Raw genomic sequence first — 15,644 nt, 5'->3', positions numbered from 1 at the left:
GGCCGCGAAGACCGCTACCGGGGGGGCCGGGGGTGCGCTCGCGCTCGACACCAGTGCTCTCCCAGGTGATCTGATCCTAATGGCAGGGTGGTGGGGGGGGGGGGGGGGCGGCCCCCCCCCCCCCCCCCCCCCCCCCCCCCCCCCCCCGGACCGGCCGACGCCGGCGGCGAGTTGGCCTCGGCGCGCGAACCGCCGTCTCAGTGGCGCAGCACCCCGGCCGCCGTGGCCGTCACCGCGTCGGCGAGGGCCGCCAGCGCGGGGGAGTCGAGCCTCCACTGCTGCCAGTACAGGGCCACGTCCATGAACTCCCCCGGGACGAGCAGCGCCAGCCGCCCCCGTGCCAGCAGGGGAGCGGCCTGGGCCTCCGGGACCATGCCCCAGCCCAGCCCCGCGGCGACCGCCTCCAGGAACCCCTCGGAGGTGGGCACGTGGTGCCGGAACGGGCCGGCCGAGCCGTGGCCGAGACGGCGGGCGAAGCCGTCCTGGAAGTCGTCCTTGCGGTCGAAGACCACCACGGGCGCCCGGGACAGCGCCTGTGCCGCCGGCCGGCCCGCCAGCCGGTCCGCGGCGAACTCCGGTGCCGCCACCGGCAGATAGCGCATCCGGCCGAGCGGGCGCACCGTGCAGCCGGGGACCGGGTCGGGCGAGGAGGTCACCGCCGCCATCACCAGCCCCTCGCGCAGCAGCGCCGCCGTGTGGTCCTCGTCCTCCCGGCGCAGTTCGAAGCAGAGGTCCGCGACCCGGGTCAGGGCCGGCAGGAACCAGGTCGCCAGCGAATCCGCGTTCACCGCGACCGACACCCGGGTCGGCTCCCCGGTGCCGTCCAGCCCCAGCTCGCCCCAGGCGTCCCGCTCCAGCCGGGCGAGCTGCCGGGCGAACCGCACCAGCACCGCGCCGGACTCCGTGGGCCGTACCGGTTTCGTGCGCTGGAGCAGGACCCGGCCGGTGCGCTGTTCCAGGGCCTTGACCCGCTGGCTGACCGCCGACGGTGTCACATGCAGCACGGCGGCGGCCGCGTCGAAGGTGCCCTCGTCGACCACGGCCAGCAGGGTCCGCACCTGCTCCAGGGGAAGGTCTGTCATCACGCCTGCTAAGGGTACGTAAAAATCATTAGCTGTACTTGAGGCCGTGCGTTGCCTAGCGTCCTGCCCATGAACCACGCCCTGACCGCCACCGCCGCCGGGTTCGGCACCGGCCTGTCCCTGATCGTCGCCATCGGCGCCCAGAACGCCTTCGTCCTGCGGCAGGGGGCGCGCCGGGAGGCCGTGCTCACCGTGGTCGGCATCTGCGCCCTGTCCGACGCGGTGCTGATCTCGCTCGGGGTCGGCGGGGTCGGCGCGGTGGTGGTGGCCTGGCCGGGCGCGCTCCGCGCGGTCGGCGTCGTCGGCGGCCTCTTCCTGCTCTGCTACGGCGTCCTGGCCGCCCGCCGGGTGCTCAAGCCGGGCACCACCGGCCTGCGCGCGGAGGGCGAGGCGGCCGGCTCCCGGCGCCGGGCGGTGCTCACCTGCCTCGCGATGACCTGGCTGAACCCGCACGTCTACCTGGACACCGTGTTCCTGCTCGGCTCGCTCGCCGCCGACCGGGGCCCGCTGCGCTGGACCTTCGGGCTCGGCGCCGTGCTCGCCAGCCTGTGCTGGTTCACGGTCCTCGGCTTCGGCGCCCGGCTGCTGGGCCGGTATCTGGCCCGGCCGGGCGCCTGGCGGGTGCTGGACGGCCTGGTCGCCCTCACCATGCTGGTGCTGGGCGTGAGCCTGATCGCCGGGTCCTGACCGCATCCTGTTCGGTGCCTCCCCCTCGCTGCTGCGATAGTTAGGCTCTCGAACCGAAAAGATGTAACGAGCACCCAGGACGGCCGTGGACACGAGCGAGAGCAGCAGCACCGAGACCACCCCCGGCCCCCCGGAGGCCGGGGACCCGCCCCGGCGCGGCTGGCGCCGGTGGGCGATGGACACCCGCCCGCTGCGCATCCCCGCCTACCGGCGGCTGTGGTCGTCGACCATCGTCACCGCCGTCGGCAGCCAGCTCACCGCCGTCGCCGTACCCAAGCAGATCTACGACATCACCGAGTCCTCGGCCTGGGTCGGCTACGCGAGCTTCGCGGGCCTGCTGCCGATGGTGGCCTTCGCGCTGTGGGGCGGGGCGATCGCCGACACCGTCGACCGGCGCAAGCTGCTGCTGGTCACCAACAGCGGCATCGCGGTGACTTCGCTGCTGTTCTGGGCGCAGGCCGTCACCGGCCTGGACTCGGTCGTCGTCCTCATGGTCCTGCTCGCGCTGCAACAGGCGTTCTTCGGGCTCAACGCGCCCGCCCGCAGCGCCTCCATAGCCCGGCTGGTCCCGGCCGAGCAGCTGCCGGCCGCGAACGCGCTCGGCTCGACGGTGATGCAGACCGGCCTGGTGGCCGGACCGCTGCTCGCCGGTGCGCTGATCCCGGTCGTCGGGCTGCCGGAGCTGTACCTGATCGACGCGCTGGCGCTGTGCGCGACCGTGTGGGCCGTCGTCAGGCTGCCCGCCCTGCCGCCGCTCGGCGGCTCCGGCGCCCGCCGGGCGGGGCTGCGCGAGATAGCGGACGGGTTCCGGTACATCTCCCGGCACAAGGTGCTGCTGCTGTCCTTCCTCGCCGACATCGTCGCCATGGTGTTCGGCATGCCCCGCGCCCTGTTCCCGCAGCTGGCCGCGGAGAGCTACGGCTCCTACGGCGAGGGCCTGGCGCTCGGCGTGCTGTTCGCCGGCATCCCGGTCGGCGCGGTGCTCGGCGGCCTGTTCTCCGGGGTGTTCTCGCGGGCCCGCCGGCACGGCTGGATGGTCGTGGGGGCGGTCGTCGGCTGGGGCGTGGCCATCGCCGGGTTCGGGCTGAGCGGCAACCTCTGGGTCGCCGTGGCCTTCCTCGCCGCGGCCGGGGTCGCCGACATGGTCTCCATGGTGTTCCGCGGCGCGATCCTGCTGTCGGCCGCGACGGACGAGATGCGCGGCCGGATGCAGGGGGTGTTCACCGTGGTCGTCGCGGGCGGGCCGCGGCTGGCCGACGTCCTGCACGGCACCGCCGGCGCCGCGTTCGGCCCCCGGGCCGCCGTCGCGGGCGGCGGCGCCCTGGTCGTCGTGGCGATGCTGGCCCTGGCCGGCGCGGTCCCGGCCCTGCGCCGCTACCGCGTCTGACCGGCCGGCGCGCCTAGAGCGGGCCGACCCGCCGCCGCATCGTGTACTGCTCCATCAGCTTGCCGCGGGTCGTCTCCAGCCGGTGGGCGAGGATCTCGGCCACCGTCCGCACCACCGAGAGCCCGAGCAGCGGATCCTCCACGCACAGGGCGAGCACCGACGGCCCGTCGAACTCGTAGGCGCGTACGTCGGTGAAGGCCACCGCGCCGAAGTCCCACACGTACGGCGGGAACAGCCAGGACCAGCCGAGCAGGTCGCCCGCGCCGAGCGTGGCCACGGTCACCCGCTGCCGCGAGGTCACCTCGGTGTCCAGGTGGACCGCGCCCGAGCGGATCACCCAGAACCGGTCGGCGGTGCCGCCCGCCTCGAAGATGCGGCTGTCCTCGGGGAAGGACACCTCCCGGGCCACCTCCATCAGGCGCTCGCGCTGCGCCTGGGGAAGGGCGGTGAGCAGTTTGATCGCTTTGGTCATGCGCGGGGCTCCTCGCCGGCGGCGGTTGCGGTCGGGGTGCTGTGCCTAAGCCCATTTCAGCCGCTGCCGCCGCCCCGGGCACCTCGAAGCCGGGGCGCCCGCCGCCTCCCGGCCGTTTCCGGGCAGCGAAAAGCCCTGGCTGGACGGGGGAAACCAGCCAGGGCCGCATGGGGTGACGCGCGGAGGGGGAAGGACGGTTCCACGCCGCTCCCGCATCACGTATGGATGAATAATAAATCATTTACCGGGTCTTCCCCCAGACTTAACCGGGTCAGGTGACCTGTTTCACTCCGTCCGCCCGCACGGGAGGCCCGCCCGGGCGGACGATCTCCTCCAGCACCCGCAGCACGGCCTCGAACGCCCGCGCCCTGTCCGCCGCCTCCGCGGCACCCTGCGGATCCGTTGCCGCCAGGCTCCGGGCCCGCTCCCGCCATGCCTCCTCCTGCGCCGCCGCGTGCTCCTGACCGCGCCGGATGCGGCGCAACAACTCGTCCGCGTCCACGACATCCGTCATGTCCGGCGGGTACCCGCGAGCGGCCGGGTGATGACACCCCTACCGAGGGTGCCGGATCCGCGCGCCGTTGCCCCGCCGCCTCATTCCGCTTGCACCGAAGCGGTGCGCGAAGTTCCGCTCACCGGGGTGTTTGCCCACCGGAGCAGGGGGCAGGCGGAATCTCGTGCTTCGGACCGGAGGCGCGCGCCCAGCGGGGAAAGGACCCGCTGCCTGGGCCCCTCCCGCCGGGCCCGGCGGCTCACCCCGCGGCGAAACCCTGACACCACCGTTCGGGCAAGAACCCGGAACCCCTGTTTCCGGAGGTGCCCTGAAACCACGTTCAGGAGCGATTCCGCATGCTGACCGACATGTCGACAAGCCGTCCCGGCACGACCGCCCCCGCCGGGGCGTCCGCCCGCCGCAGCCACGACGACGCCCCCGACACCGCGGCGCTGTTCGCCCGGCTGGCGGAGCTGGAGGACGGCCCCGAGCGGGACGCCGTACGCGACGAACTCGTCACCGCCTGGCTGCCCATGGCCCACCGGATCGCCGGCCGCTTCCGCGACCGCGGCGAGTCCGTGGAGGACCTGCGCCAGGTGGCCGCACTGGGACTGGTCAAGGCCATCGACCGGTTCGACCCGTCCCGCGGCGCCTTCGAGAGCTACGCCGTGCCCACGATCACCGGAGAGGTCAAGCGGCACTTCCGCGACCGGATGTGGGCCCTGCGCGTACCCCGCCGGGTCCAGGAACTGCGCAACCGGGTCCGGGTGGCCCGGCGGGAGCTGACCCAGAACCCGGGCAGCCCCGAGCCCACCGTCGCCGACATCGCCGCCCACACCGGGCTCACCGAGGAGGAGGTCGGGGCCGGCATGGAGGCGCTGGAGAGCTTCAGCACCCTCTCCCTGGACGCCGAGCTGTCCGCCGGCGACGACGGCTACAGCCTCGCCGACACCCTCGGCGCCACGGACGCCTCCTTCGACGTCGTCGTCGACCGGGAGGCCGCCAAGGAGGGCCTGCGCCGGCTGCCCGAACGCGAACGGGCCATCCTTTACATGCGCTTCTTCGAGGACATGACCCAAAGCCGCATCGCCGACCGGCTCGGCATCTCGCAGATGCACGTCTCCCGGCTGATCAGCCGCAGCTGCGCCCGCATCCGCGACGAGGCGCTGGGCACGCCCCGGCCCGGCTCCGCCGGGCGGCGCTGACCGCTCACCGGGAAGGCCCGCCCGCCACGCCGAGCGGGCGCGCCAGACCGGAGACCGCCTCGTCCAGCCGCTGCAGATGGCGCAGCACCCGGTCGGTCACGCGGCCGTAGCGCGGGGTGCGCAGGGTTCCCGGCTCCAGCATCGACGCGATGCTGGGGCCGCTCTCGATCTCCTCGGCGGAGTGCGGGTCGGCCACGTGCGCCGCGATCGCCTCGATGTTGTGCAGGATCCGCCCGCACGCCCCGCGCAGCCGGGGGTCGGCCGCGATCGAGGGGTGCGTGGGCAGCAGCTCGGCCGTGGCCGCGAGGGACCGCCCGTGGTACGCGCAGGTCTCCAGCAGCGCCACCACGTACCGCACCGAGTCCCTGCGCGAGCGCAGCGGGGTGATCGGATGGGTCAGCGGCTGGGTGGCCGCCCGCAGGTCCGCCAGCGCCTGGTCCAGCTCCCGGGCCCGCTCCACCAGGTCGCCGCCGGGCCCGCCGCTGAGCTGGTCGACGGCGCCCCGCGTGACGTCGGCGAGCCGCTCCAGGACCGCCACCAGCAGCTCGTCGGTCCGGCTGCCGGTGTGCACGGGCAGCACCACCGCCGCCGCGAACACCCCGCAGGCCGCGCCGAGCGCCGTCTCCTCGACGCGCAGGACCAGCACCGCCGCGCTGTAGGTGTTCAGCAGCGTGTAGAGCAGTCCCAGCATCGCCGTGACGAAGAACGACATCAGCGTGTACGACAGCGGCGCGGTGTAGAACATCGCGAAGATGAACACCAGCACCAGGCCGAACGCCATCCAGGTGTGGTGCCCGACCAGCCCGGCGAGCCCGATGCCCGCCACCACGCCGAGCACCGTGCCCAGCAGCCGCCGGTAGCCCTTCACCACGATCTCGCCGGTGGAGGCGGTGTTCAGGAACACGATCCAGCACGTCAGCACCGCCCAGTACCAGCGCTGGCTGGACAGCAGCTCGCCGCCGGCGATGGCCAGCGAGGAACCGACGGCCACCTGGACGGCGGCCCGGGTGGTGGGCCGGCGCAGTCCGGTCGGCTCCGCCTGCGGCGACCGCTCCTCGCTGATCTCGATCGCGGTGTCCTCCGCGTCCAGCTCCTCGCGCGAGCGGGCGGTCGCCGGGGTGTCGGCGGACTCGTCCTGCGGCCCGTCCAGGGCCAGCCGCAGGCCGAGCGCGGCGCGGGCCGCCTCACCGAGCCCCCGGAAGACGTCCTGCACGGCCGGGGAGGCGTCGGGCAGGTTCTCCTCCTCGCGGTAGCCCAGCAGCCGGTTGCGCACCCGGGCGAGCGCGGCCCCCGACACCTCCCCGGCCGGCCGCAGCATCAGCACCCGCAGCGCCCGCAGGTCCCGGCGCAGCGCGGCCGCCGCCCCGTCCCGCACCGGCAGCTCGATCCCCGAGGGCACCGGGGCGCCCGGCAGATGCAGGGTCAGGGTGTCGGTGCGCTCGGCGCTGCGTGCGGTCAGCAGCAGCAGCCCCAGCCGTTCGGCCGCGATCTCCGCGTCCGCGATCCGGCGCTGGAGCAGCCGGGCCACCGCCGGGTCCGAGGTGCCGTCCTCCAGCCGGCCCTGGATCAGCAGCGCCGTCTCGTGCAGCCGGGCGGTGCGGGTGCGCAGTTCCTCCAGCACCTTCTCCACCTCCTCCGGCCCGGCGTCCGGCAGCTTCGCCTGGCTGGCGAGCAACTGGGCGAGCCGGGCGCGGAAGGCCCGCCGCAGCCGGTCCAGGGTGCCCGCCGGGGTCTGCGGCAGCAGCACGAACCGGGCGGTGGCGCTGCACGCGAACGCCACCGCGAGGACGCCGTACAGCGCGGGCAGCCCCGCCGTCGTGGCCTGCACGAACAACGACAGGAAGTAGATCTGGAACCCGATCAGCCCGAGCGCCGTGCCGCGGTCGCCGAACCGGCGGCCGTAGACGGCACCGAAGATCAGGGCGACGAAGAACAGGTCGCCGACGACGACGCGCTGGTTGAGCAGCGCGCCCAGCGACACCGAGGCGAGCGCCACCGGCAGGCCGAGCGCGAGCGTGACGGCCTGCCGGGCGGGCTGCTTCTCCCGGATGGCGAAGGTGGCGACCATCGCGGCCATGGCCCCGGCGACCAGACGGGGGACGGGGACGCCCACGCCGGCCAGGACGGCGAGGGTCAGGGCGATGGCGGTGACCGTGCGCAGTCCCGCCGTCAGCCGGAGCAGTCCGGGGTCCGACGCCGCGAGCCGGTCCCACAGCCGTACCCGTCCCGACCGTCCCCGTTCCCTCACCTGGCCGCGCTCTCTCCCGTACCGGACATTGATCCGCGACCCAGCATCGCACGCGCGCCCGGGCTACCTGCCCTCGGCCAGGGTGGCGGCCACCAGGGCGTTCGCGTGCCCGTGACCGAGCCCGTGCGCCGACTTCAGCCAGCCGACCAGCTCCATGTGCCGGGTCAGCGGCGAGGAGCGGATCAGCTCCTGCCACTCGGCGACCGGACGGCCGTACTTCGCCTCGATCGCGGGGAAGTAACTGGCCGGTCCCTTGACGGTCTTCTCGGTCATCGTGGTGCGTCCCTCCGTGCGGTGTTCCGTGATCACCCGGTAAGACGGCCGACCCGGGCCGGACTCATCGGCGGTCCCGGGTGATCACGGTCACATCAGGACGGGCCGACGGCCGCGCCCTCCACCCGGGCCCGCACCTGTTCGGGCGTCAGATAGGAGTCGGTGAACTCGAAGTCCTTCAGCCGGGCGGGCTTGCGGGCCTGGAAGCCGGTGCGCACGAAGTCGTCGCCCGCGACGGCGTTCAGCATCCAGTTGGTCATCACCCGCGTCTTGGCGACGTTGGTGCGCAGCGCCGACCAGTGGTAGCCGCGGGCCACCGCCTGCGCGGGCACCCCGCGCAGCTCCACACCGAGCGGCTTGGACACCGCGTCCTTGCCGCCGAGGTCGACGACCAGCCCCAGGTCCTTGTGCTCGTAGGGCCGCATCGGCTGTCCGCGCAGCGTGGCGATGACGTTGTCGGCGACCACCTTGCCCTGCCGCATGGCGTGCTGGGCGGTGGGCGGGCAGACCGCGCCCTCGTCACCCTTGGCGAGGTCCGGCACCGCCGCCGAGTCGCCGAGCGCGAACACCCCGTCATGGCCCGGCAGGCACATCTGCGCGGTCACCGCCAGCCGGCCCTTGACCGTCTCCGCGCCGAGCGTGGCGATCAGCGGGCTGGCGACCACCCCGGCCGTCCAGATCAGGGTGTGCGTCGGCACCACCCGGCCGTCGGTGAAGGTGACCTCCTCCGCGCCGGCCTTGTCGATCGACACGCCCAGCGAGACCTCGATACCGCGCCGTCCGAGGATCTCCTGCGCGCTGCGGCCCAGCTTGTCGCCCAGTTCCGGCATCAGCTTGGGCGCGATGTCGATCAGGTGCCAGCGGATCAGGCCCGGGTCCAGGCGCGGGTAGCGCTGCACGGCGGCGTGGGTGAGGCGTTGCAGGCAGGCCGCGGTCTCCGTGCCCGCGTAGCCGCCGCCGACCACCACGAACTGCAGCCGCGCGGCCCGTTCGGCCGGGTCGTCGCTGGCGTCCGCCAGGTCCAGCTGCGAGATGACGTGGTCGCGGATGTAGGCGGCCTCGGCGAGCGTCTTCATCCCGAAGGCGTGGTCGGTCAGGCCCGGGATGTCGAAGGTGCGGGTCACGCTGCCCGGGGCCAGCACGATGTAGTCGTACGGCTCGTTGACGATCTTGTCGGTGATGGTGCGGACGACACACACCTTGGACCTCAGGTCCACCCCGATCGCACCGCCCGGGATGATCCGCGTGCGGTACTTCTTGCTGCGGCGCAGCGACAGGGCGATCGACTGCGGTGTGAGGACGCCGGAGGCGACCTGGGGCAGCAGCGGCAGGTAGAGCTGGTAGGAGAACGGCGTCACCAGCGTGACGTCGGCCTCGTCGGGCGCGAGTTTCCGCTCCAGGCGGCGGACGCACTCGACTCCGGCGAAGCCTGCGCCCACCACCAGGATCCTGGGTCGTGTCACGGTGTTCATCCCTTTCTGCGGCTCCGCACGGGTCCGGCTCGATGCCGCCGGCCCGCCCGGATCGCTGTGCGCCGACTCCGATCCCACCGCGCCCGCGGCCACCCCGCCAGCCGGGCGCGGCAGCCAGACGAACGCGTGGGGGGCACCACGCCCCCGCTGTCCGGTGGAGTAACCGGTGGGCGCCCGCCTACACGTGGTACGGCCGCCCGTCCGCGTCACCAGGGCAGGAACGCGTGGATGTCCTTGCCGCTGTCGTGCACGACGACGCTGACCTGGCTGCACAGGGTGTGCACCAGGTGCCAGCCGATGCCGCCGCCACCGGTGCGCGGGTGGAAGGGCCGCGGTTCCGGCCGCTGCGGGTTGGTGTCCCGCATCGTCACGTGCACCCCGTCGAAGGTGCGGCGCAACCGCAGGCCGAAGGGGCCCGGCGCGTACTGGATGGCGTTCGCGGCCAGCTCGGTCACCACCAGCAGGATGTCGTCCCAGTACTCCTGGGCGCACGGTGGCGCCTCCCGGGAGAGCGCGCGGAGGAACTCCTCCGCCGCGAGCCGCGCTCCCGTGACGTTGCGCAGCTCACCGGGGAAGGAGAACGTACGCTCGTACTTCTCCTCCGACGGTGGTGTGTCGTCCCAACGCGGCTCCGTCGCCATCTCGCTTCCCCGGCCCCGTCCGGCACCGGCGGCCGGACGGTCCTCGTCGCTGATCTCTTCGATGCGCTGCGGGTTCCCCCGCTGGCGCGGACTATCCTTCCGCCCTCCCCGTCCCCACGATTCCCCCGGAGCGCCGCCTCCTCGGCGCGGCGAAGGCTCCGCCGACGAGGCCCCGCATGCGCTGCTTCCGGGATACGCGGGCTCACACCGGCGACCGGCACGCCGTCGGCGGTGCCCGAATGCGGCCCAGGGGGCAGCGCTCGGTGAACGGAACCGGGAAGTCGTGTCCGGCTGATGATGTGGGCCCGTCCTGGGGACTCGGGGGACATGAGTCATGTGAACCCCGATCCGGAGCCCGAGCGCACCACCGGGCTGGAGCCAGGCGGCTCCGTCCCGCCCGGCGAGACACCGCCGGCCGAGAGCAGCATGCCCGAGGCCGGGCCCCGGGAGACGCACAATCCGACGAAGGGCTGGGCGAAGGCGCCACTGACCGCGATCCTGCTCCTGGTGATCCTGATCGCGGCGTTCTTCCTGGTCTACGCGCTGATCCTGATCCTGTGACCGCCGCCGGGCGGGACGCTCACCCCTGCGTGCGCCGCACGCACTCGGTGACCACGTCCCGCAGGCTGCCGGTGCGCTCCAGCAGGCGGCGCTGTTCCCGTGCGCCGTTGCCCCGGCGCAGCAGCTCCGCCACGCCCTCCGCGGCGCGGTCGGCGTCGCCGGCGGCGGCGAGCGCGTCCCCGGTGTGCTCCAGCAGGGAGTCCAGCACCCGCGGGGCGGGCCGGGGCCGCAGGGTGACCGGGTCGAGCAGCTCCTCCTCCAGGCCGAACCGGGCGGCCTGCCAGTCGGCCATCCTGAGCAGGCTCACCCCGGTGTCGGGCGTCGGCCGGCCCGCCCGCCACTCGGCGGCGGCCGTCTCCACGAGCGCGCGGACCAGCGTGGCGAACAGGACGGCGGTCTCCGCGCCCAGGCACACGTCCGCCACCCGTATCTCCACCGTCGGATAGCGGGCGGACAGCCGGGCGTCGAAGTAGATCATGCCCTCGTCCAGCACGACGCCCGTGGCCACCATGTCGGCCACCCGCCGGTGGTAGCGCTCGGCGGTGCCGAACGGCTCGGCCGGCCCGGCCGACGGCCAGCGGTTCCACACCCGGCTGCGGTAGCTGGCGTAGTCGGTGTTGCGGCCCTGCCAGAACGGGGAGTTCGCGCTGATCGCCCGGAGCACCGGCAGCCAGGGACGGAGCCGGTCGAGGACGGCGACCCCCTCCTCGTCCGACTCCACGGAGACGTGCACGTGGCAGCCGCAGACGAGCTGGTCCCAGGTCGGGATCCCGAACCGCTCGGCCAGCCACTGATAGCGCTCGTTGACGCTCAGCGAGGGGCTGACCGGCAGCGGCGAGGTGGCCAGCGCGGCGACGGCGCAGCCGATCTCCCCGGCGTGCCGGGCCGCCTCCTTGCGGCAGCGGACGATCTCGTCCCCGAGCCGCGCCATGTCCGACTGCGGATGCGTGGCGAACTCCAGCATCTGCCCGAACAGCTCCTTCTCGAAGACCTGCTGTCCGGGGTCGTCCTGGGCGGCGCGGGCGAGGACGGCCGTCGCCAGCGCCTTCGGGTCGCCGCTGTCCGGGTCGACCAGGAGGAGTTCCTCCTCCACTCCTACGGTGCGCAATGGGGCCGCCCTTCTGTGTCGTGCCGCGGGGGCAGTCGAGGCTCTGTACGACCCCGACTGCCCCCCGGACGGCCACCGACACCTGCGGCGTCTCAGCCCTCCGGCACCAGCCAGACCGTGGCCAGCGGCGGCAGCGTCAGCGTGAGGGCCCCGTCCCCGGCCTCGACCGGCCCGCCGGCGCCGACACCGCTGCCGCCGTAGCGCACCTCGTCGGTGTTCAGCGCCTCCCGCCAGGCGGCGACGCCTTCGGGCGCCCACAGGCGGTAGCCGTGCCGGACCACCGGGGAGAAGTTCGACACCGCCAGCAGCGGGCCGCCGTCCGCCGCGAACCGCAGGAACGCCAGCACGTTGTCGTCCGCCGCGTCGCACAGCACCCACCGGAAGCCGCCCGGGTCGGTGTCCCGCTGCCACAGCGCCGGCGTCGCCCGGTACACCCGGTTCAGATCACGGACCAGCGACTGCACGCCCCGGTGGTCGCCCGCCGAGTGGTGGCCGTCGCCGAGCAGCCACCACTCCGGTCCGTGCGCCTCGGACCACTCCGCTCCCTGCGCGAACTCCTGCCCCATGAACAACAGCTGCTTGCCCGGGTGGGCCCACATGAACCCGAGATAGGCACGGTGGTTGGCCCGCCGCTGCCACCAGTCGCCGGGCATCTTCGACACCAGCGCCCGCTTGCCGTGCACCACCTCGTCGTGGGAGATCGGCAGGACGTAGTTCTCGCTGTAGGCGTACACCATCGAGAACGTCATCTCGTCGTGGTGGTACCTGCGGTGCACCGGCTCCTTCTGGATGTACTCCAGCGAGTCGTGCATCCAGCCCATGTTCCACTTCAGCCCGAAGCCCAGCCCGCCGCCGTCGGTCGGCCGGGTCACCCCGTCCCACGCGGTGGACTCCTCGGCGATGGTGACCACGCCCGGGCAGCGCCGGTAGACGGTGGCGTTCATCTCCTGGAGGAAGGCGACCGCGTCCAGGTCCTCCCGGCCGCCGAACACGTTCGGCTCCCACTGCCCGGAGTCCCGCGAGTAGTCCAGGTAGAGCATCGAGGCGACCGCGTCCACCCGCAGCCCGTCGATGTGGAACTCCTCGCACCAGTAGACGGCGTTGGCGACGAGGAAGTTGCGCACCTCGGTGCGGCCGTAGTCGAACTCGTAGGTCCCCCAGTCCGGGTGCTCGGCACGGGAGGCGTTCCCGGGTTCGTACAGCGGGTCCCCGTCGAACCGGGCCAGCGCCCAGTCGTCCTTCGGGAAGTGCGCCGGCACCCAGTCCATGATCACCCCGAGTCCGGCCCGGTGGCAGGCGTCCACGAAGTACCGGAAGTCGTCGGGGGAGCCCAGCCGGGGTGTCGGCGCGTAGTAGGAGGTGACCTGGTACCCCCACGAGCCGCTGAACGGATGCCCCGCCACCGGCATCAGCTCCAGGTGGGTGAAGCCCATCTCCCGTGCGTAGGCGGGGAGTTCCTCGGCGAGCTGCCGGTAGGTCGCGCCGGGCCGCCAGGACGGCAGATGCACCTCGTACACCGAGAACGGCGCCTGGTGCACGGGGGTGTCGCCGCGGTGCGCCATCCACTGGGCGTCGCCCCAGGCGTACTGCGACGCCGTCACCACCGACGCGGTGTCCGGCGGGACCTCCGTGCACCGCGCCATCGGGTCCGCCTTCAGGAACCGGTGGCCGTGCCGGGAGGTGATCTCGAACTTGTACCGGGTGCCCTCGCCGATCCCGGGCAGGAAGAGCTCCCACACCCCGGCCGCGCCGAGCGAGCGCATCGGGTACTGCGTGCCGTCCCAGTACGTGAAGTCCCCGGCCACCCGCACCCCCCGGGCGTTCGGCGCCCACACCGTGAACCGGGTGCCGGCCACGCCCTGGTGGACCATCGGCTCCGCGCCCAGCGCCCGCCACAGCTGCTCGTGCCGGCCCTCCCGGATCAGGTGCAGGTCCAGCTCGCCGAGGGCGGGCAGGAAGCGGTACGGGTCGTGCACCTCCCGCTCACCGTCGTCGTACGCCACCAGCAGGGTGTACGACGGGATGCCCGGACCCGGCAGCACGCCGGCGAACAGCCCGTCGCCCTCCGGGCGCAGCCCGGTGCGGGTGCCGTCGGCCAGGACGCTCACCGCGCGGGCGTTCGGGCGCAGCGCCCGCACCAGCGTGCCGCCCGGCACCGGGTGGGCGCCCAGCAGGGCGTGCGGATCGTGGTGCGTCCCGGCCAGCAGCCGGCCGCGCTCGGCGGGGTCCAGCGGCCCGGCCACGGGGGGCACGGGGCCCGCGGCCTCCGGGCGTGTGGTGTCGCGCAGTGCCATGCGTCAGCCTCCCCACACGGCGAGCCGTTTGATCGCCGCCATCGGAACCGGCAGCCAGTCCGGCCGGTGTCTCGCCTCGTACAGCACCTCGTAGACCGCCCTGTCCGTCTCGTGCGCGCGCAGCAGCGCGTGCTTCTTGCGTGGATCCCAGCCCGCGCGGGCCGCGTAGCCCGCGCAGAACGCCTCCCGGCAGCGGCGCGCCCACTCGGGTCGCCACGGGCGGCGCTGCCGGGCCGCGTAGTCGAAGGAGCGCAGCATCCCGGCGACGTCGCGCACCGGGGACTGCGGGCTGCGCCGCTCGGCGAGCGGCCGGGACGGCTCGCCCTCGAAGTCGATGACGAACCAGTCGCGGCCGGCCCGCAGCACCTGCCCCAGGTGCAGATCGCCGTGCACCCGCTGGGCGGGCGGACCGGTGTCGCAGGTGGCCAGCGCCGCGAACGCGGCCCGCAGGCCGGGCACGAAGGGCAGCAGCCCGGGTACGGCGTGCGCGGCGGCGTCCAGCCGTGCGCTCATCGCCTCCGCCGTGCGGCCGTTCTCGCCCGGCCCGGCCGGCGGGAACGCCTCGGCCAGCGCCAGGTGCACCTCGGCCATGGCGCGGCCCAGCGCCCGGGCCTCGGTGGTGAAGTCGTCGCCCGCGGCGAGCGCGCCGAGCGCCAGCGACCAGCCGTCGGTGGCGTCCGGCAGGAACGGCTGGAGCACCCCGAGGGTGGCCGGGCGCGGGCCGGCCGTGGTGAACCAGGCCACCGGCGCCGGCACCCGGGAGCAGCCGAGCGCGGCCAGCGCCGCGGGCACCTCCAGGTCCGGGTTGACGCCGGGCTGGATCCGCCGGAACAGCTTCAGGATGTACGCGTCGCCGTAGACGATCGAGGAGTTGGACTGCTCGGCGTCCAGCAGCCGCGGCGGCAGACCGCCGGGCACCCGGGCCGCCGGGTCCGCCTCGAACCGCAGCGGGCCCGCCGCGCCGGGCTGCCGCAGCCGCTCCAGCAGCAGCTGGGCCGAGCGCGGGTCGTGCAGCGCGTCGTACACCGCGAGTCCGGCCAGCGGTCCCGCCGTGGCCCGCCCGATGAACGCCCTCTCCAGGCGCGGCGCGAGGTGCCGGCGCAGGCTCAGCAGCAGCTGGTAGCAGTCCCCGGGCGGGGGCGTGCCGCCGGGGGTGGGCACCGGCGCGTGCGAGGCGTGCACCAGCAGGTGCAGGCAGCCCGGGAACAGCTCGGTCACGGACAGCACCGACAGATCGGTGACGGGCCGGTCCTTGCCCGCGAACCAGCGTTGCCCGGGCAGCCATTCGCGCAGCAGTCCGCCGAGCGAGTCCAGGGGCCCGTCGAGCGCGGTCGCGGTGCGCGGCCGGGAGGTGATGGTGTTCGGCATGGTGACGCGTCCTTTCCTCGGCGCCGGACGGGTCAGCGGCGGCGGCCGATGCGGGATGCGACTCGGGTGAGCCGGAACCAGTAGAAACCGTGGCCTTGCAGGGTCAGCAGATAGGGCAGTTCGCCGATGGCGGGGAAGCGCACCCCGCCGATCAGCTCGACGGGGTGCCGTCCGTCGTAGGCCCGCAGGTCGAGTTCGGTGGGCTGGGCGAACCGGGAGAAGTTGTTGACGCACAGCACCAGGTCGTCGCCGTGTTCCCGCAGGAAGGCGAGCACCGCCGGGTTGGACGACGGCAGTTCGGTGTAGGAGCCGAGTCCGAAGGCGGGGTTCTGCTTGCGGATCTCGATCATCCG

At 73.9% G+C, this 15,644-nt stretch carries 15 protein-coding genes; 4 read left to right on the top strand and 11 right to left on the bottom strand.

Annotated elements, in window-relative coordinates; translation table 11 throughout:
* Positions 1-197: 197 nt before the first annotated feature.
* On the bottom strand, positions 198-1,085 hold the full coding sequence (locus ACZ63H_RS37310; RefSeq protein ID WP_469872877.1) for a LysR family transcriptional regulator ArgP: 888 nt from the start codon (positions 1,083-1,085) through the stop codon (positions 198-200).
* 66 nt (positions 1,086-1,151) lie between these two features.
* On the opposite strand from ACZ63H_RS37310, the gene ACZ63H_RS37305 reads away from it, so the two are divergent.
* On the top strand, positions 1,152-1,769 hold the full coding sequence (locus ACZ63H_RS37305) for a LysE/ArgO family amino acid transporter (RefSeq protein WP_469872875.1): 618 nt from the start codon (positions 1,152-1,154) through the stop codon (positions 1,767-1,769).
* An 85-nt stretch (positions 1,770-1,854) separates the two neighbouring features.
* On the top strand, positions 1,855-3,156 hold the full coding sequence (locus tag ACZ63H_RS37300; RefSeq protein ID WP_469872873.1) for an MFS transporter: 1,302 nt from the start codon (positions 1,855-1,857) through the stop codon (positions 3,154-3,156).
* A gap of 13 nt (positions 3,157-3,169) precedes the next feature.
* Here ACZ63H_RS37300 and ACZ63H_RS37295 read toward each other — a convergent pair whose 3' ends face one another.
* Both ACZ63H_RS37295 and ACZ63H_RS37290 read right to left on the bottom strand, forming a co-directional pair.
* A complete protein-coding gene (locus ACZ63H_RS37295) occupies positions 3,170-3,628 on the bottom strand; it encodes a cyclic nucleotide-binding domain-containing protein (protein WP_469872871.1) in 459 nt (152 codons plus the stop codon).
* A gap of 271 nt (positions 3,629-3,899) precedes the next feature.
* On the bottom strand, positions 3,900-4,142 hold the full coding sequence (locus ACZ63H_RS37290) for a hypothetical protein (RefSeq protein ID WP_469872869.1): 243 nt from the start codon (positions 4,140-4,142) through the stop codon (positions 3,900-3,902).
* 335 nt (positions 4,143-4,477) lie between these two features.
* On the opposite strand from ACZ63H_RS37290, the gene ACZ63H_RS37285 reads away from it, so the two are divergent.
* The gene (locus ACZ63H_RS37285; RefSeq protein ID WP_469872867.1) at positions 4,478-5,326 is read left to right on the top strand and encodes an RNA polymerase sigma factor SigF; all 849 of its coding nucleotides are present in this window, start codon (positions 4,478-4,480) and stop codon (positions 5,324-5,326) included.
* 4 nt (positions 5,327-5,330) lie between these two features.
* Here ACZ63H_RS37285 and ACZ63H_RS37280 read toward each other — a convergent pair whose 3' ends face one another.
* The 4 genes from ACZ63H_RS37280 to ACZ63H_RS37265 all read right to left on the bottom strand — a co-directional run bounded on the left by ACZ63H_RS37280 (position 5,331) and on the right by ACZ63H_RS37265 (position 9,960).
* Positions 5,331-7,574: an FUSC family protein gene (locus ACZ63H_RS37280; protein WP_469872865.1), complete on the bottom strand. Its 2,244-nt coding sequence runs from the start codon at positions 7,572-7,574 to the stop codon at positions 5,331-5,333.
* 63 nt (positions 7,575-7,637) lie between these two features.
* Positions 7,638-7,847: a DUF4287 domain-containing protein gene (locus ACZ63H_RS37275; protein ID WP_469872863.1), complete on the bottom strand. Its 210-nt coding sequence runs from the start codon at positions 7,845-7,847 to the stop codon at positions 7,638-7,640.
* A gap of 95 nt (positions 7,848-7,942) precedes the next feature.
* Positions 7,943-9,319 (bottom strand): NAD(P)/FAD-dependent oxidoreductase, encoded by a 1,377-nt coding sequence (locus tag ACZ63H_RS37270; protein ID WP_467941470.1) that lies wholly within the window; start codon positions 9,317-9,319, stop codon positions 7,943-7,945.
* A gap of 206 nt (positions 9,320-9,525) precedes the next feature.
* The gene (locus tag ACZ63H_RS37265) at positions 9,526-9,960 is read right to left on the bottom strand and encodes an ATP-binding protein (protein WP_469872861.1); all 435 of its coding nucleotides are present in this window, start codon (positions 9,958-9,960) and stop codon (positions 9,526-9,528) included.
* Between the two features lie 327 nt (positions 9,961-10,287).
* Here ACZ63H_RS37265 and ACZ63H_RS37260 point away from each other — a divergent pair, with 327 nt between their 5' ends.
* Positions 10,288-10,521 carry a DUF6480 family protein gene (locus ACZ63H_RS37260; protein WP_469872859.1) on the top strand — a complete coding sequence of 78 codons (234 nt, stop codon included), beginning with the start codon at positions 10,288-10,290 and terminating at the stop codon, positions 10,519-10,521.
* 19 nt (positions 10,522-10,540) lie between these two features.
* On the opposite strand, the gene ACZ63H_RS37255 is transcribed toward ACZ63H_RS37260, so the two are convergent.
* The 4 genes from ACZ63H_RS37255 to ACZ63H_RS37240 form a co-directional block, all read right to left on the bottom strand.
* Positions 10,541-11,629 carry a glutamate--cysteine ligase 2 gene (locus tag ACZ63H_RS37255; protein ID WP_469872857.1) on the bottom strand — a complete coding sequence of 363 codons (1,089 nt, stop codon included), beginning with the start codon at positions 11,627-11,629 and terminating at the stop codon, positions 10,541-10,543.
* Positions 11,630-11,721: 92 nt separating this feature from the next.
* The gene (gene glgB, locus ACZ63H_RS37250) at positions 11,722-13,923 is read right to left on the bottom strand and encodes a 1,4-alpha-glucan branching enzyme (RefSeq protein ID WP_469872855.1); all 2,202 of its coding nucleotides are present in this window, start codon (positions 13,921-13,923) and stop codon (positions 11,722-11,724) included.
* Positions 13,924-13,926: 3 nt separating this feature from the next.
* Entirely contained in the window at positions 13,927-15,291 is a 1,365-nt protein-coding gene (locus tag ACZ63H_RS37245; RefSeq protein ID WP_469872853.1) for a maltokinase N-terminal cap-like domain-containing protein, read from the bottom strand.
* 32 nt (positions 15,292-15,323) lie between these two features.
* A partial coding sequence (locus tag ACZ63H_RS37240; RefSeq protein WP_466717806.1) for an alpha-glucosidase C-terminal domain-containing protein occupies positions 15,324-15,644 on the bottom strand: 321 nt, incomplete at its 5' end.

The sequence above is a fragment of the Streptomyces sp. NPDC104831 genome, from assembly GCF_055583025.1.
Note: the sequence above shows the minus strand (reverse complement) of the source record. Positions and strands in the feature narration are given on the sequence as shown.

What these genes read in the sequence shown, in the direction of transcription:
- ACZ63H_RS37305 (WP_469872875.1), top strand. Translation starts at nt 1,152, where the DNA reads ATGAACCACGCCCTGACCGCCACCGCCGCCGGGTTCGGCACCGGCCTG.
- ACZ63H_RS37295 (WP_469872871.1), bottom strand. Translation starts at nt 3,628, where the DNA reads ATGACCAAAGCGATCAAACTGCTCACCGCCCTTCCCCAGGCGCAGCGC.
- ACZ63H_RS37290 (WP_469872869.1), bottom strand. Translation starts at nt 4,142, where the DNA reads ATGACGGATGTCGTGGACGCGGACGAGTTGTTGCGCCGCATCCGGCGC.
- ACZ63H_RS37285 (WP_469872867.1), top strand. Translation starts at nt 4,478, where the DNA reads ATGCTGACCGACATGTCGACAAGCCGTCCCGGCACGACCGCCCCCGCC.
- ACZ63H_RS37275 (WP_469872863.1), bottom strand. Translation starts at nt 7,847, where the DNA reads ATGACCGAGAAGACCGTCAAGGGACCGGCCAGTTACTTCCCCGCGATC.
- ACZ63H_RS37270 (WP_467941470.1), bottom strand. Translation starts at nt 9,319, where the DNA reads ATGAACACCGTGACACGACCCAGGATCCTGGTGGTGGGCGCAGGCTTC.
- ACZ63H_RS37265 (WP_469872861.1), bottom strand. Translation starts at nt 9,960, where the DNA reads ATGGCGACGGAGCCGCGTTGGGACGACACACCACCGTCGGAGGAGAAG.
- ACZ63H_RS37260 (WP_469872859.1), top strand. Translation starts at nt 10,288, where the DNA reads ATGAGTCATGTGAACCCCGATCCGGAGCCCGAGCGCACCACCGGGCTG.
- glgB (WP_469872855.1), bottom strand. Translation starts at nt 13,923, where the DNA reads ATGGCACTGCGCGACACCACACGCCCGGAGGCCGCGGGCCCCGTGCCC.
- ACZ63H_RS37245 (WP_469872853.1), bottom strand. Translation starts at nt 15,291, where the DNA reads ATGCCGAACACCATCACCTCCCGGCCGCGCACCGCGACCGCGCTCGAC.